The 15,938-nt window shown below is 51.3% G+C and carries 13 protein-coding genes; 2 read left to right on the top strand and 11 right to left on the bottom strand.

Going from position 1 to position 15,938, the window contains the following annotated elements:
- Window positions 1-6: 6 nt before the first annotated feature.
- The gene (locus tag EVX52_RS10840) at window positions 7-762 is read left to right on the top strand and encodes an SDR family oxidoreductase (RefSeq protein ID WP_129952378.1); all 756 of its coding nucleotides are present in this window, start codon (window positions 7-9) and stop codon (window positions 760-762) included.
- A gap of 73 nt (window positions 763-835) precedes the next feature.
- On the opposite strand, the gene EVX52_RS10835 is transcribed toward EVX52_RS10840, so the two are convergent.
- The 3 genes from EVX52_RS10835 to EVX52_RS10825 are packed head-to-tail and all read right to left on the bottom strand — an operon-like array spanning window position 836 to window position 4,517.
- Window positions 836-2,248 carry a c-type cytochrome gene (locus EVX52_RS10835; RefSeq protein WP_129991265.1) on the bottom strand — a complete coding sequence of 471 codons (1,413 nt, stop codon included), beginning with the start codon at window positions 2,246-2,248 and terminating at the stop codon, window positions 836-838.
- Entirely contained in the window at window positions 2,245-3,900 is a 1,656-nt protein-coding gene (locus tag EVX52_RS10830; RefSeq protein WP_129952380.1) for a GMC family oxidoreductase, read from the bottom strand. The genes EVX52_RS10835 and EVX52_RS10830 overlap by 4 nt, the downstream gene beginning before the upstream one ends.
- On the bottom strand, window positions 3,900-4,517 hold the full coding sequence (locus tag EVX52_RS10825) for a sorbitol dehydrogenase family protein (RefSeq protein ID WP_129952381.1): 618 nt from the start codon (window positions 4,515-4,517) through the stop codon (window positions 3,900-3,902). Before EVX52_RS10825 ends, EVX52_RS10830 begins: the two co-directional genes overlap by 1 nt.
- Before the next feature lie 678 nt (window positions 4,518-5,195).
- Between EVX52_RS10825 and EVX52_RS10820 the strand changes: the two genes are divergently transcribed.
- Window positions 5,196-5,540 (top strand): YejG family protein, encoded by a 345-nt coding sequence (locus EVX52_RS10820; RefSeq protein ID WP_129952382.1) that lies wholly within the window; start codon window positions 5,196-5,198, stop codon window positions 5,538-5,540.
- A gap of 43 nt (window positions 5,541-5,583) precedes the next feature.
- Here the strand turns inward: EVX52_RS10820 and yejF are convergent, their stop codons facing one another.
- The 8 genes from yejF to EVX52_RS10780 all read right to left on the bottom strand — a co-directional run bounded on the left by yejF (window position 5,584) and on the right by EVX52_RS10780 (window position 15,860).
- A complete protein-coding gene (gene yejF, locus EVX52_RS10815) occupies window positions 5,584-7,203 on the bottom strand; it encodes a microcin C ABC transporter ATP-binding protein YejF (protein ID WP_129952383.1) in 1,620 nt (539 codons plus the stop codon).
- A gap of 1 nt (window position 7,204) precedes the next feature.
- Window positions 7,205-8,254 (bottom strand): ABC transporter permease, encoded by a 1,050-nt coding sequence (locus EVX52_RS10810; protein WP_165383709.1) that lies wholly within the window; start codon window positions 8,252-8,254, stop codon window positions 7,205-7,207.
- Window positions 8,254-9,348 (bottom strand): microcin C ABC transporter permease YejB, encoded by a 1,095-nt coding sequence (gene yejB, locus EVX52_RS10805; RefSeq protein ID WP_129952384.1) that lies wholly within the window; start codon window positions 9,346-9,348, stop codon window positions 8,254-8,256. The genes EVX52_RS10810 and yejB overlap by 1 nt, the downstream gene beginning before the upstream one ends.
- A 10-nt stretch (window positions 9,349-9,358) precedes the next feature.
- Entirely contained in the window at window positions 9,359-11,164 is a 1,806-nt protein-coding gene (locus EVX52_RS10800; protein WP_129952385.1) for an extracellular solute-binding protein, read from the bottom strand.
- Window positions 11,165-11,358: 194 nt separating this feature from the next.
- On the bottom strand, window positions 11,359-12,942 hold the full coding sequence (locus EVX52_RS10795; protein WP_240783458.1) for a cyclic di-GMP phosphodiesterase: 1,584 nt from the start codon (window positions 12,940-12,942) through the stop codon (window positions 11,359-11,361).
- Between the two features lie 165 nt (window positions 12,943-13,107).
- Entirely contained in the window at window positions 13,108-13,683 is a 576-nt protein-coding gene (gene mepS, locus EVX52_RS10790) for a bifunctional murein DD-endopeptidase/murein LD-carboxypeptidase (RefSeq protein ID WP_013574652.1), read from the bottom strand.
- A gap of 428 nt (window positions 13,684-14,111) precedes the next feature.
- Entirely contained in the window at window positions 14,112-14,825 is a 714-nt protein-coding gene (locus EVX52_RS10785; protein WP_129991264.1) for a phosphatase PAP2 family protein, read from the bottom strand.
- Window positions 14,826-14,885: 60 nt separating this feature from the next.
- On the bottom strand, window positions 14,886-15,860 hold the full coding sequence (locus EVX52_RS10780) for a GTP-binding protein (protein ID WP_129991263.1): 975 nt from the start codon (window positions 15,858-15,860) through the stop codon (window positions 14,886-14,888).
- Between the last annotated feature and the right edge of the window lie 78 nt (window positions 15,861-15,938).

Below are 15,938 nucleotides of genomic sequence, written 5' to 3'. Positions count from 1 at the left end.
GCTGAAATGAGCACTGAAGACACCAAAATTGCATTAGTGACAGGCGGCGGGAGCGGCATCGGGTTAAGTGCTGCAAAAGCGCTGGAAGCTATCGGATTTAAAGTGATACTGGCCGGGCGTAATCAGGCAAAACTGGAGCAGGCTGTGTCGTTGTTTGCGCCGGGACAGGCGGTAGCCCGTGAGCTGGATGTGACCCGTCCGCAATCGGTCGCCGCACTGTTTGAAGATATTCAGGAAACCTTCGGACGACTGGATTTGTTATTCAATAATGCCGGTAATAACGTGAAGGATGTACCCATTGACGAACTGCCGGTAGAAGACTGGCTGTCGGTGATCAATACCAATCTGACCGGTGCATTTTTGTGTACGCAGGCGGCGGTTAAGCTGATGAAACGCCAGTCGCCGCAGGGCGGGCGTATCATCAACAACGGTTCGATTTCGGCGCAGTCACCGAGGCCGAATTCCGCACCCTATACTGCCAGTAAACATGCGATCACCGGCCTGACGAAATCAACCGCGCTGGACGGACGTGCCTTTAATATTGCCTGCGGACAAATTGATATCGGCAATGCAGCAACGGATATGGGGAATAAAGCGCTGGCAGGCAGGATGCAGGCGGACGGACATATTGCTGAAGAACCGGTTATCCCGGTGGAACGCGTCGGCGAGGCCGTGGCGTTTATGGCCGGTTTGCCGCTCGACACCAACGTACTGACCATGACCGTGATGGCGAGTGCTATGCCGCTGGTGGGAAGAGGGTAGTTTTAGCCTCCTTTCTGCCGTTCGGACCCAAAAAAACGGCCCTTTTGGGCCGTTTTGCGTTTCAGTCTGCGGATTACGCCACTTTCGTTTTGCGTTTCCGGCCGAGCCAGAAAATCAGCACCAGCAGTACAATCACCCCGGCCACCATCGCCGGCGCCATGAACGGCTGTAGTTTTGCCAGCAATGTGACCGGGCCGCCGGCGCGTAACACCGCGACATCGTGCGCACTGACCTGAATGGCTGCGTTACCGTAGTTCTTTAGCACGTAGTTGGAGATGTCAGCAATCTGCTGATCATCGAGCTGACCGACATACGAACCCACGCCAAATTTCGGCATCAGCACATGGTGGTCACCGACCTGACGATCCACGCCGTAAAGGATGGCTGAAATCAGGTTCGACGCATTGCCCATGCCGGTCGCGGTATTATTGAACAGCGACGGATAAGCCTGATTTTCACTGCCTGAGCCATCCGGCTGATGACAACTGGCGCAATAACCACTGAACAACGCTGCGCCGTTGTCGATGGTTTTATTCGCATTAAACGGATGTGCGCCGCGTAAACCTTCTTCCACATTCACCGGTTTACCGAAGGTGTCCGCCGCCTGCGTATCACGCGGGTCGCGAACCGGCGTGCTGTTTTTCAGGTAGAAGGCGATCGCGTTCAGGTCGCTGTCCGACATGTATTGCAGGCTGTTCTGAACGGCTTCTGCCATACCGCCCGCAGCCTGGTTTTTCCCGGCGGTGCGGCCGGTTTTCAGGTATTCCACCAGCTGAGCCTGCGACCAGTTGCCAATACCGCTGACCGGATCCGAACTGATATTGGGGGCATACCACGGGCCGACCATGCCGCCTGCCAGCGGTTGATCGGTCACAGAACCCATCATCAGGTTACGTGGCGTATGACAGGTATCGCAGTGACCGGCACCGTTGACCAGATACGCACCGCGGTTCCATTGCTCACTTTTCGATGTATCCGGCTTAAACGGCGTGCTGTCGAGATAAATCATGTTCCAGCCCGCCATGGCAATACGCATGCTGAACGGGAACGGCAGGGCGGTTTCAACATTCGGTTGCTCGACCGGCTTTACCCCTTGCAGGAAGTAAACATACAGCGCGTGCATGTCGGCATCGCTCATATGGCTGTAAGAGGTATAAGGCATGGCCGGATAAAGATTGGCACCATCAGGACGAACGCCTTCACGCACTGCGCGGACGAACTGTTCTTCAGTATAGTTGCCGATACCGAACTGCTTCGATGGCGTAATGTTGGTGGTATAAATCGTGCCCATCGGTGAGTGGATTTCATAACCACCGGCAAAAGGTTTTCCCCCTTCCGGCGCAGTGTGACAGGCCTGACAGTCAGCTGCTGTGGCCACTTCCTGGCCCTGACGGATCAGCGCAGCCTGGGTTTCATCTGCCGTGGCGCAGGCGGTAAAGCCTGCGGAGGCGGCGCTCAGCAGGCAGACGGTGAGAAGTGTCTTCATGCGGCACCTGCCAGTTTTTTCGCCATGTCATCGGCGGCTTTAAGACCCAGCGCAGCCATGGTCAGCGTACTGTTTACCACACTGGAAGACGGGATCGCACCGCCGCCCGGTAACCACAGGTTAGCGTGGTCATGTGTACGACAGTTGCCGTTCACCACGGAATCCTTCGGATCACTGCCCATGATGGTGCCGCCCATAATGTGGTTATTAGCATTCAGGCTGGTAGTGATATTAAATTCTTCGGCCATAAACAGGGAACCGATATGCTCGAGTTGTTTATGAGCGGCTTCTGCGCCTTTACGCACGTAATCCCCGACATCGTAATGAATGTCCGGGCAAGGTAAACCGTGGGGATCTTTACGTGTGGTGCTGAGTGTCAGGCGGTTATCCGGATCCGGTAACGGCTCAAGGCTGATGGAAAGATCTACGCCGAAAATCGCACGACGGCGAATCTCTTCATCCAGCTCTTTACCCACCAGCCCCATCTGCAACGCTTTGGACGTTGCCGGGATCACACGGCTGATATTGTTGAGGATCATTTTGTTGGCGGAATAATCTTTGCGGAAATCGCCGTCACGCGGCCCTACCAGACAACTGCTCTGCGCCGGGCCACGACCAATCCACAGCGGCTCTTTGGCGATAAAGGTACAGTGGAAACCGGAGTGATCCATCATGTTACGACCCACATGATCAGACGAATTAGCAATACCGTTCGGGTTTTTTTCGTTGGCGGCCATCAGCAACAGGCGCGGTGTCTCGATACCATTACAGGCCAGCGCGAAGACTTTACCGGTCGCTTTATGCGATTTCTTCTGATTATCCAGCCAGTGAACAGCCGTCACATTGTTGTTTTCATCGGTGTCAATTTTGTAGACCACCGCTTCAGCCAGAACCACGGCACCTTTGTTCTCAGCGCGTTCGACGTGCGCAATTCCGTTATACATTGCACCAATCGGGCAAATCGGCTGACAGTTATTATTACCACAACACGTCGGACGGCCATTCCACGGGCGGGTGCTGCGACCTTGCGGAATAGGCACGGAGCGGTAACCGTGCGGATTCACGATTTCAGCAAAACGGGTATCGCCGTAACCGTAAGGCACCTGCTCCATCGGATAGGGTTTGCTGCGCTCAGACGGTGACTGCAACTCGGGGTCATTCGGGCCGGCAACGCCAATCTCTTCTTCAGCGCGGCAGTAATAAGGTTCAAGTTCATCATAAGAAATTGGCCAGTCACGACCCACGCCGTACAAGGTTTTCATTTTGAAATCGTTGGGAACATGACGCCAGCAGGACGCGGCCCAGTGCCAGGTGGTGCCACCAACAGTGCGCAGATAACCCTGTTTGAAACTGCTGGCGCTTGGCCCGGTCAGATGGACGTAATTATTTTCCGGGAAATACAGTGGCGCGGGCGCTTTTTCCGACTGCGGATAAAGCCCCTGGAAATCAGAACCGGCCCGGTTTTCAAAGGGCATATTGCGCCAGTTTTCAACGGCCTGAGCACGTTCAATGCGCAAACCCGCTTCCAGTACCAGAACAGAATATCCCTGGCTGACCAGCTGATCGGCAATCATGCCGCCTACGATGCCGGAACCGACAACAATCACATCAGCAGACGCATCGCCGTCTGCCGTAAATTCTGGTTTTTTCATCAGGCTTTGCTCACAACGTTTGTTTCAGAAGGATGGGTAAAACGATCTGCATTCATGGATTCCGGCATGGCTGCGGCAGGAGGCGCTGCGGTGAAGTACAGCGGACCGTTACCGCAGTATGTAGGCACAATCAGGCCGTCACTGACCGGGCGATACATCAGCGCGTCTTTATAGGCAATCAAAATGGAATCGGTTCCATGTCCAACCGTGCCAGTGTACCAGGCGGTAACGATGCGGGTCACCAGTTCACCAAGGCCATTCTGTTTCGCCACTTCCTGCAAATCTTTTGCCGCCTGGCCCGGTTTCACCAGCGCATGTAACTTGCTGACCTGCGCAGGGAAGTCAGGTTGTGAGCGGTAAAAAGCGTTGAAAATCTGCGCAGAAGAACCCTCGCTGATATTCCTGTGCTCAGTGATGGCCTGTGAGACCAGATAGAACTGGCCGAAGATGACCGGATCCTGTGTGGCGGTTTCTTTCTCCGCCTGGCTCAGGAACGGGAAGCCGAGCAGGGTCGTTGCCACCATGGCTGATGTCAGACCTTTTAGAAGTTCTCGACGACTGAAACCGGTTCCATTTTCGGTGGTGTTACTTCCAATGATTGAAGGATCGTTTTCCATCTCTTTCTCGCTGGGAATGGGTTTTTGCCAAAAGGCAGGGAGTTCGCTTATCTGGTTTTTATTATAATTTGCGTAACACGAGATTTATCAGCGGGTTAAGTTCTGCTGATGTCGGTCCCGGTAGGGTATACCATTTATAACGGTGCGGATGATAAGCCAGAGAAGAGGGATTTGTGCAAACAAATTGTGCTGATTAATTAACATTAGATCCAGATTTTAACGTATGATGCGCGACGCTAAAAAATGTAACCATCTGGTTCATTTCAAAGTGAAATTAACCATCGCCTCGTTACGTTTGGTCGTTCTTATTTTTCTATACTTTTGATGTATATGAAGTTATTGCATAAAGATGAAGGTATTGACTGCCTGATTTGTATATTAAATGTAAATAAATAAGTAACGGAAAGTAGCATCAAATGATTAAAATGGTTGTGAATAAAGGCGGAAAAGGTTACAAATAAGCCAAAATGAGATCTGCATCTCAGTATGTCCGGGAGCAGAGATAAAAATAACGACAGTTTGTCATTTTGTATCCAATAACGTTAATTTAATGTTAATTATTTGGGCGTTGAGTGGGCAAAGTGCCGCCTGTCGGCTATAACTTAAACAGTGCTGTTGTAGCTATTTTGTAAAAACATGATGTAAATGATTTGCATGAATCATTGTCTGGGGAACCACGTGAATAATATCCAACTTTCGGTAGTACATCGTTTGCCGCAAAGTTATCGCTGGTTATCAGGTTTTACGGGGATTAAAGTTGAACCGATTCCGCTGCCTGGTAATGATGAAGATAACAATCTGATCGGCCTTAAATTACTCAGTCATGAAGGTGAATTCGCCTGGCAGGTGATGCATCAGCTGACCGAGGCTTTGGAAGATATACAGGTTAAAGCGGCGATTGTAGAAATTGACGGTGAGCCTTGTTTATTCGTTCATCGGGAAGATGAAAGTGCAACGCTCTGTTGCCTGAAAAATATCGGCGCAGCCATCGCAGAATCTGTGACTGCACTTTATCCTTTTTGACACGCCGGCATCATAATGCATTCCGGCGTCTTCCCCCCGCGAGTCAGGGCTGGATATCGAAAGCCTCTGATGCGGCCAGCAATGTGCGGGTGTAAGCCTCTTGCGGTGCAGTAAAAATCTGTTCACATTCTCCCTGCTCAATAACTTCTCCGTTTCGCAAAACCATCAACTGATGGCATAAAGCCCGCACCACGTGTAAATCATGGCTGATAAACAGGTACGACAGACCATAGCGTTGTTGTAACTGACTTAAAATGGTCAGAATCTGTGCCTGAACCGATTTATCCAGCGACGAAGTGGGCTCATCAAGTATCAGCATTTCCGGCTGTAAAATTAATGCGCGGGCGATCGCGATACGCTGACGCTGGCCGCCGGAAAACTCAGTCGGGTAACGGTAGCGGGATTGCGGATCCAGCCCGACTTCCTGCATTGCGCGGATCACTTCTGTATCGCGTTCCTGTTCACTGACGGCGCGATGTACCCGTAAACCTTCAGCAATGATTTGCCCGACGGTAAAACGTGGATTTAACGCAGAAAAAGGATCCTGAAACACCACCTGAATCCGGCTTCTGAACGGCAGCATTTTCTTGCGTGAGAAGGCATGCAGCGGCTGGCCGTCAAACCATATTTCGCCTTGCGATTTGAGCAAACGCAGCAATGCCAGCCCGGTGGTGCTTTTTCCCGAACCGGATTCGCCCACAACACCGAGACTTTCTCCGCGACGGAGCTGGAAACTGATCTGATTTACCGCGTGTTTGATGCCGACCGTGCGACGTAGCAGACCGCGTTTGACGGGAAAGCCGACATCCAGATTTTTCACATCCAGCAGAACAGGGGGATTGCCCTTCAGCGGCTGCGGACGCCCCTGGGGTTCGGCCTGTAACAGCTGGCGTGTATAAGAATGCTGAGGCTGACTGAACAGCGCGGTTCGCGGCTGTTGCTCAACCACACGCCCGTTTTGCATTACCGCTACGGTGTCCGCCAGACGGCGCACAATGCGCAGATTATGGGTGATAAACAGCATTGCCATCCCCATTTCCTGCTTAAGTTCATCGAGCAGGGATAAAATTTGTGCCTGCACGGACACGTCGAGCGCGGTGGTGGGTTCATCGGCAATCAGCAGCTTCGGCCTTGTCAGCACCGCCATGGCAATCATCACGCGCTGGCGTTCACCACCGGAAAGTTGGTGCGGAAAATCCCGCAGGCGCGAGGCGGCCTGCCGGATACCAACCCGATCCAGACAGCGCAATATTTCAGTGCGCGCCGCGTCACCGCGGAGATTACGGTGCAGCGTCAGCACTTCGGTCAGCTGTTTTTCAATGGTATGCAGCGGATTGAGCGACACCATCGGTTCCTGAAAAATCATCGCAATCTGGTTGCCGCGGATCTGGCGCAATGTACCGGTACTGGCTTGCAGCAAGGACTGACCGGCAAACAGAATATCACCCTGCGGATAAACCGCCGCTGAGGGCAGCAGACGCAATACTGACAGCGCCGTTACGCTTTTCCCTGAACCGGATTCACCGACCAGCGCCAGCGTTTCGCCGGCACGGATATCGAGCGACACACTACTGACGACTTCACGTTGCTGTTTTCCCTGACGGAAGGCGACGCTGAGGTTTTTGATTTGCAGTAACGGGGCGGATAACGCAGCGTCTGTCATTTCAGAGCACCTCATTGTGGTGTGCGGACGGATTGAAGGCATCACGAACGGCTTCACCAATGAAAATCAATAATGACAGCAGCGCGGCCAGCACCACGAAAGCGCTGATCCCAAGCCAGGGTGCCTGCAAGTTATTCTTACCTTCCATCAGCAATGTGCCCAAAGATGGCGAGCCCAGCGGCAGGCCGAAACCGAGGAAATCCAGTGATGTCAGCGTGGTGATCGAGCCGCAAAGAATAAACGGCAAATAAGTCAGTGTGGCGACCATCGCATTAGGCAGCATGTGACGCCACATGATGGCACGGTCGCTGACGCCCATTGCCTGGGCAGCGCGGACGTAATCATAGTTTCGGGTGCGCAGGAATTCGGCACGCACCACGCTGACCAGCATCATCCAGCCGGAAAGCACGGTGATCAACAGCAGCCACCAAAAGTTGGGTTGAATCACGCTGGCCAGAATAATAATCAGGAACAGAGTCGGAATGCTCGACCATATTTCGATAAAGCGCTGCCCGAGCAAATCGATTAATCCGCCGTAATAACCCTGCGTGGCACCGACCATAATGCCAATTACGGAGGTTATCATCGTCAATAAAATGCCAAAGAACAGCGAAATCCGCAGCCCGTAGAGAATTTGCGCCAGTACATCGTGCCCGTTACTGTCGGTGCCCAGCCAGTTCTGCGCGGATGGCGGGGAAGGGAAGGGCTGTGCAGTGGAAAAATTAATGGAGCTATAACTGCTGCGAACCGGTGCCCAAAGCGCCCAGCCGTGATCTTCGATCTGGCGCACAACAAACGGATCCTGATAATCGGCTGGCGTTTCCAGCGCGCCGCCAAATGTCGTTTCGCTGTAACTGACCATAAAGGGCACATACCAGTGCCCCTGATAGCGCGCCAGCAGGGGTTTGTCATTCGCCAGCACATTGGATAACAGCACCAGAACCAGCATCACCATGAAAATCCACAGTGACCAGAAGCCGCGACGGTTCTGACAGAAACGTGCCCAACGTGCCTGGCTGATGGTGCCCAGCTTAAAGAGTTTTATATTCATCAGTGGCGGCCCTCAAAATCAATACGCGGGTCGACCAGGGTGTAAGTGATGTCGCTGACGATATTGAGCAGCAAACCAATCAGGGTGAAAACGTACAACGTGCCGAATATGACCGGAAAATCGCGTTGCACAATGGCATCGTAGCCCAGCATTCCGAGCCCCTGTAATGAAAACATGACTTCAATCAGCAACGAACCGGTGAAAAACATACTGATAAAGGTGGCCGGGAAACCGGCGATCACCAGCAGCATCGCATTACGAAAAACGTGCCGGTATAAAATTTGCTTTTCGTTCAGCCCTTTCGCACGGGCGGTCACCACATATTGTTTTTCGATTTCATCCATAAACGCGTTTTTGGTCAGCATCGTCAGGGTTGCGAACCCGCCAATCACGGTCGCCAGCACCGGCAAGGTGATGTGCCAGAGATAATCGGTCACTTTACCGTACCAGGGTAAGGTGTCGAAATTCGGCGATGTCAGGCCACGTAGCGGGAACCAGTCGAGATAGCTGCCGCCGGTGAATAACACAATCAATAAGATTGCGAATAAAAAAGAAGGAACGGCATAACCGATGATGATGAACGAACTGCTCCAGGTATCGAATTTCGTGCCGTTGCGCACGGCTTTGCGGATACCCAGCGGGATCGACACCAGATAGATGATCAGTGTGCTCCACAGGCCGAGGCTAACGGATACGGGCAATGCACTTTTCACCAGTCCCATAACGGATGCGCCACGAAACAGACTGTCCCCGAAATTGAAGCGAACATAATTGGATAACATCTCGAAATAGCGCACATGCAGGGGTTTGTCGAAGCCGAACCGATGCGTTATTTCGGCAATGACTTCCGGGTCCAGGCCACGCGCACCACGGTACTGCCCCTCACCAAACTGCGCTAAGCCCGGTGACGCTTTGCCATTTCCGCTGCCACCGCCGGCACCCGGCAAACCGCTGGATTGACCCATCTCAATGGTGGCAATGGCCTGATCAACCGGGCCGCCGGGGGCAATCTGCACAATAAAAAAGTTAATCGTGATGATTGCCCACAACGTCGGGATCACCAGAAGCAGTCGTCTTAACAAATAGGCGGCCACAATATGCTCCTCAGCGGCGTTGCGCAGGTAAACGGGCTGCGCGGTTAACGTCGTACCACCATGTATCAAGTTCCATTCCGTTGGACGGGGTGACAGCTGGCATAGAGAACTTATCCCAGTATGCGTAGCGCTCGTGGTTGGTGTACCACATCGGGATCATGAGCATATTCCATGTCAGCACCCGGTCGAGCGCATGGCCCAGCGACAATAAAGCGTCGGGTTTTCCCTGATTGGCGGCGATGTCATCGGTCAGCTGGTCAATGGCCGGATCGCTGACGCCTGATTTGTTGTAGCTCGAATCGAGATATTGGGTGTTCCAGTAAATCTGTAAATCACTGCTCGGATAAGACGTGGCGGGGTAAACCGTCGGGATCATATCGTAATCACGCTGGCGCATACGGCGTACAAACTGTGAGTTATCCACTTCACGGATAGACATATTGATACCCAGCCGTTGTAAATTATGCTGGAACGGCAAGACGTATTGCGAGTTCCCGCCCCCCGGCAACAACAGTTCGAAAGTAAACGGCTTGCCGGTTTTGCTGTTTACCAGCACCTGGTTTTTCACTTCCCAGCCCGCTTCTTTCAGCAGTGCGGTGGCTTTGAGCAAATTCGTCCGGTCATTGCCGGAACCGTCAGAATGCGGGGGGTGATACAGCGTGGTGAAGACCTCTGCGGGGATCTTATCTTTCAGCGGCCCAAGCCAGGCCAGCTCTGCAGAGTTTGGATAATCTTTCGCCGCGTAGTCGGTATTTTGAAAATAGCTGTTCACCCGCTGGTATGCGCCGAAATACAGCGCCTTGTTCATCCAGTCAAAATCAAAAGCCAGTGTGATGGCTTCGCGAACCTTGCGGTCTGCAAATTGCGGGCGATGAATATTGAATGCCAGCCAGCGCGTATCCTGTGCCGCCTGGTTTATCACATCAGCTTTAATGATAAAGTTTTTACTGAAATTACCGCCCTGATATTGTGATGCCCATTTTTTGGGTGAAGTTTCCATACGTAAATCGAATGCACCTGACTTAAACGCCTCCAGCGCGACGTTGTCGTCGAGGTAATAGTCGTAGCGGATGGTATCGAAATTATAGCGGCCCCGGTTAACGGGCAAATTGGCAGCCCAGTAATCCGGCACGCGGGAATAGGTAATGTACTGTCCGAGTTTGTAATCGCTGATGCGGTAAGGGCCGCTGCCCGGCGGTGGTGTACTCAGCGGTTCATTGAATTTATGTTTTTCCCAGAATGCCTGCGGCAGAACAGGCAGGCCCAGCAGACCGAGCATCATGTCTTTATCCGCTTTCGGCAACACCATACGCACCGTCAGGCGCGAAATAGCTTTCACTTCCACGCCTTTATACACCACGCGAAACTGCGGAACGCCTTCGGTCATGAACTTGCGAAAGCTGAAGGCCACGTCGCTGGCGGTAATTGGCGTATTGTCGTTAAAACGTGCACGCGGATTGATATCGACTTCGACCCAGCGGTACTGACTGTCATAACGGGCTGAGTCGGCAATCAGCGGATAATAGCTACCGATTTCGTCGCTTGACGTCGTGAACAGGCTGTCGTAAAGCGATCCGCTGCGTACCGCCGGATTACCGCGTGATGCGAAGCGGTTAAAGTTGTCGTAGGTACCAATAGCCGCCAGGGTAATCTGACCGCCTTTCGGGGCGGCAGGATTGACGTAGTCAAAACTGGTGAAGTTTGAGACATACTTGGGTTCGCCTAATATGGCGAATGCGTAGCTGTCCTGTATGACTTCGGCTTGTGCGCTGAGACTCAGCAGGCACAGCACACTGGCAAAAACGCGAGAAAACATCCTGAATATGCACTCCTGTGACGACGACGGCATGATGCGGCAGTACCGCAGGCTATTTCGAGAGTAATCAATTGAAAGCTATGATTTTGTCACCCACTACTTTTCGCTTTCTTCCCTGATTTTGGCCTTTTTATCACAACCGGATGCAGACGCCTAAAAGAAAAATGGGACAAAAGATGCAGGACTGATGCAGGTCAAATCTGCCAGGTGGCTTCTTTCTCGTTGAAATCACGTATAAAGGCCACAAGTTCCGCAACACCTAACGACTTGCTGTACAGGAATCCCTGTAAATAGGTCACGCCGTGGTTACGCAGATATTCAGCCTGCATCGGGGTTTCGACACCTTCTGCCACGGTTTTGATCTTCAGTTCTTCCGTGAGCCGGAGAACGGTATCCAATACTGGCGCGATAAGGGTTTTCTGATCAATTGACATGACAAATCCGCGGTCGATTTTCAGATAATCCAGCGTAAACTTCTCAAGATAAATCAGTGCGCTATGTCCGGTACCAAAATCATCAATGGCTATTTCAATCTTGTGGCGGCGCAGCCAGTTAAATTCCCGTAATGCGCCTTGCGTATCAATCATTCCGCGTTCTGTAATCTCGAAAATCACCTGGAAAGCATTTTCAGGGAGTGCTTCAATAAAATTCATCACATCGTCATGAAAGCTGATTTTATTCATGTGGTGAGGGGAAATATTGATACTGAGTTTACCCGGAGCTGCAAACACGTGCTGCAGGGTATGAGCATCCGCCGCCACCAGTGCCATCATGTGTTGCGTCAGTTCGACGATAAGCCCCTGATTTTCAGCGTAGCTGATAAAAATATCGGGCGGAATGCGTCCCTCAATCGGATGCTGCCAGCGCAGCAGGGCTTCAACGCCGGTCACTTTCAGGCTTTTAGCGTCGATAACTGGCTGATATTCCACAAAGAATTCTTTATTTTTCAACCCGCGGAGGATCTCCCGCTCTACGTTATGGCGGTTCAGCAAGCTGTGATAAATCAGTGCACACACCAGCAGGCTAAGCAGCAGGCCGCCTGAGATCGTAAAAAGAATATTATCGCGGGTCAGTACAGGGGAATAGAGGCGAATACTGAAAGGATAATGGTCAACGTTGACTTGAGTAAAGTGGCTGCGAGGCAAATCACTGACAGGGATCAGCCCCGCCATGGAAGAAATCAATGCGCTATCTCCCACCAGGAGTGCAAAACCCCGGTAGCCGGATCCTGGCTGCGCAAAAAGCATATAAGGTGAAAGTGTCAGTTCCAGTGTGGCTATCACGCCATCATCCGCTGCCCCGGCATTACGCTGCCATATAAGGATCACCGCGCGGTTCGGAACGGCAGGCGTTCCCATCTGCAAGCTGATACTCATGTTTTTATCAAAATCGATGTCATGCAGGGCACTGTTTGCCGGAACGTGTTGATTGCCGGAAGCCGAGGAACAAAAAACTATGCCATTACGCACCAGTTGAAAATCACGAACGCCCACGCTGAATGCGGCGTCACGGTTTAATTCCCCTGCAATGGAAGGGCAGGGTTCCGCCGTAAGCAACCCGATTCTGAGCATTGTGTCGGTTAACTGGCGCAGGTAGTCAGACGTGAATGTTGCTGTTCTCTGCGCGATTTGATGTTGTTCACGCAGCGCGTTAGCTTTAATCACGGTGAGGGTGACGGCAGTAAATAAAATGAAAAACAGGGCTGAAAAAAACAGACTTCTCTTTAAATACAGATGCTTGGGCAATACGGTGTGTGCTAACGCCGTTTTTAAACCCATATGTTTTGCCCTTTTGCGCGGAAAGAATAAAAGTATAACGTTGTCAAAAAAAACAATAGATATTTAATACACTTTATTACAGGCATAAAAAAACGCCATCCAAAGATGACGTTTTTTTATTCGCTTGGCATAGGACAACAAGAACTAAATCATCAGGTAACGGCATTAACCGTTAGCTAAAACTCGTCTTGCTTCACGATAACGTGCATTCCAGTAGGACTCTTTCAGATTGGAAATCATCACACCGTTGCTGGTGGATGCATGCACAAACTGATCGTTACCTAAATAAATACCGACGTGACGGCCTGTAGAACCCGCGCGGAACAGAACCAGATCACCCGGACGCAGTTTCGTGCGCTGGATTTTCTTGCCTTTCTCTTCCTGTTCATAGGTTGAACGAGGTAAATCCATACCAAATTGTTCGCGGAATGTTACCTGTACGAACGCTGAGCAATCGATACCACGCTTGCTGTCACCGCCTAACCGATAACGAACGCCTTTCCAGCCAGCGTACTGATCCATAATTTTGGATTTAACGTTGACGTTGCGAACCATTGCTTCGAATTCATCCTGAGAGGCTTGCAGTAGAAGGCCATCATTGCCATTTACTGCACGCATATCAGTTTGTGCGTTTTCTGTGTTCGAAGAATGTGTACCACTACATGCAGAGAGAATAATTGCTGCACCAATCGCGGGAATTATCCGCGTGATATATCTCAGAAACGGTTGAGACTTGACCATTATTGTTGTTATCCCTTGGTGTCCTTAACGATTAAATCGTTATTAAAATTGCCAAACGAAGCGAGACTACCTGCCGTACATCTGTGGGACAAATGCCTTGAAGGGAAAATGTGTGTCAGAGCACGTTTTTTTCCTGAACCGGGGCGTTTTTAGCACAATTCTATGCAGGCGAATTGGAGATTACCGTAATGAACAGGTGATTGCGAGAGGTATTATGAGATTTCTTATAAGAAATTGTGATGTAAGGTGATGTAAGTAAACATGTTAAAAGTGATGGGTGATATTTATACAAATTTGGGTTAAAGCCGCATCATTAGTGCGTTCCTGGCACATAATACGAGAGAGAAGTGCTGAAAAGTTTCTTATAAAAAGGCCCGGCAGATCATAAACATCTGTCGGGCCATAATTATTATGTATGTAATTTGAAATTATGCCTGTGACTTAGGATTTTTTTTACCGGGTAACTTTTTCTCAAGCCAGTTAATCAGCATATCGCTCGCAGGCGTCATTAGCCACCAGCTGGCACCGACCAGCACGACGGACATTGAGCCGACCGCGATATCCGTAAACCAGTGTGCACCAATCATCACCCGGGGCAGGGAGAAGATGAAGGTGATGATCAAAGCGATAGCGAATGCTGACCTGCCCAGATAGCGCAGCATGAAGCATGAGAAAATAATCAGCATCATGCCATGATCGCCCGGGAAACTGTCTCCGGAAGCATCTTTGGTAGGAATGCCGGTCAGCTCGCTCACCCGGTTTACACCCGGGAAGCTGAGCGACGGACTCTTGTGGCTGACAGGCAATAAATGCCCTATCTGGTTGAGCACCACCGCGGTCAGCAGCATCACAATACCAATAATGATGTAACGCCGACGCCCGTTGCCATCCTGCTTCACGAAGTAGCTCAGATACAATATTCCCATCGCCAGGAGTGAAATAACATCAAAGGCACGGTTATTGGTCACGGCGACCAGGTGCAGGAACCACGCATCGGTTGCCAGATGTTGGTTAAAAAAGAAGAAAATCGATTTATCAATCGGGAACCAGAAACCATGGTTTGCTGGCAGATAGAAAGATAAAAATAAGGCAACGCCTAATACATTGAGTATCAGGATTGCCGGGATATTGCGGCGCCACATAAAGGAAAACCTATTCTTAGCAGGGTAAGGAATAACGTAGTTAGCGTTAACTTAATCCGATCAACTTAAACGAATCTTCAACAAAGATGATTGTAATGTATTCCATTGCACTTCGTTTTGCGTAATAAGCTCAATTCTGCTGTCTGAAGGCGGCGCCGGTCTGGTTTCGATATGTAAGTCATTGCCCTGCCGGTTAATCATTAAGGTGCCTTCTTTAATGCGCATAATCCCTTTGACACGTTCAACCGGTACTGCACGCGCCCAGTCGAGAATGTCCGCCGCCTCAAACTGTGTTTCGCCATCAAATATCCATCCGCAACTGGTATAACCGTCTGCCTGATTCAGTGCGCGACGCCAGCGCTGTTTCGCCGGCAGGCTCAGCGCGGCCAGCCCAGGTTTTTCGGCATGAGCATGATGATGTTTACCTTGCGGTAACTCAGCCCGATTCTGGCGCGGTAAATCCAGTAAAGCCGGGTCTATCTTACCTTGCGAAGCGGTGATCAGAAGGCGCTGGCGGCCACTGTGTTGATACCATTCGTCCAGCTTCTGTTTGTCCTGCGCCTGCGTCACATCAGACTTATTCGCCACAATGATGTCTGCCGAGGCCAGCTGATCGCGAAAGTTTTCATTCTCAATGACGCGCTGATCGCTTAACTGACGTGGATCCAACAGACAAAGCGTGGCATTGAGTGTCAGCCAGTTGCTGTAAACGGCGGACGTCAGTAAAGAGAGGATCTGCTTCGGATGCCCCAGCCCGGTGGGTTCGATCAGCAAGCGGTCAGGTTTTGCCTGCTGCAATAACATATTCAGGCCCACCTGCATGGGCAAACCGTTCACGCAGCACATGCAACCACCGGGAATTTCCTTCAGGACCGCACCACTGTCAGCCAGTAACGCACCATCAATGCCGACTTCGCCGAATTCATTTACCAGCACGGCCCACTTCTCACCTTCAGGCTTCTGAGCCAGCAGATGGCGCAGCGTGGTGGTTTTGCCGCTTCCCAGAAAACCGGTGATCAGGTTGGTTTTGGTCATGGTTGCACATCCTTTTTGAAAAATTCCCCGTCAATGTGCAGCGACTTCTTAAGAAAATCCAGCGTTGTGCCGATGTAA

The organism is Rahnella sp. CFA14(1/10) (assembly GCF_004195095.1).
Taxonomy (GTDB): domain Bacteria; phylum Pseudomonadota; class Gammaproteobacteria; order Enterobacterales; family Enterobacteriaceae; genus Rahnella; species Rahnella perminowiae.
The sequence above is the reverse complement of the archived record's forward strand: the minus strand, read 5'-3'. Positions and strand labels throughout refer to the sequence as shown.

Coding starts and splice junctions, on each gene's coding strand:
- EVX52_RS10840 (WP_129952378.1), top strand. CDS start 7: ATGAGCACTGAAGACACCAAAATTGCATTAGTGACAGGCGGCGGGAGC.
- EVX52_RS10835 (WP_129991265.1), bottom strand. CDS start 2,248: ATGAAGACACTTCTCACCGTCTGCCTGCTGAGCGCCGCCTCCGCAGGC.
- EVX52_RS10830 (WP_129952380.1), bottom strand. CDS start 3,900: ATGAAAAAACCAGAATTTACGGCAGACGGCGATGCGTCTGCTGATGTG.
- EVX52_RS10825 (WP_129952381.1), bottom strand. CDS start 4,517: ATGGAAAACGATCCTTCAATCATTGGAAGTAACACCACCGAAAATGGA.
- yejF (WP_129952383.1), bottom strand. CDS start 7,203: ATGACAGACGCTGCGTTATCCGCCCCGTTACTGCAAATCAAAAACCTC.
- EVX52_RS10810 (WP_165383709.1), bottom strand. CDS start 8,254: ATGAATATAAAACTCTTTAAGCTGGGCACCATCAGCCAGGCACGTTGG.
- EVX52_RS10800 (WP_129952385.1), bottom strand. CDS start 11,164: ATGTTTTCTCGCGTTTTTGCCAGTGTGCTGTGCCTGCTGAGTCTCAGC.
- EVX52_RS10795 (WP_240783458.1), bottom strand. CDS start 12,942: ATGGGTTTAAAAACGGCGTTAGCACACACCGTATTGCCCAAGCATCTG.
- mepS (WP_013574652.1), bottom strand. CDS start 13,683: ATGGTCAAGTCTCAACCGTTTCTGAGATATATCACGCGGATAATTCCC.
- EVX52_RS10785 (WP_129991264.1), bottom strand. CDS start 14,825: ATGTGGCGCCGCAATATCCCGGCAATCCTGATACTCAATGTATTAGGC.
- EVX52_RS10780 (WP_129991263.1), bottom strand. CDS start 15,860: ATGACCAAAACCAACCTGATCACCGGTTTTCTGGGAAGCGGCAAAACC.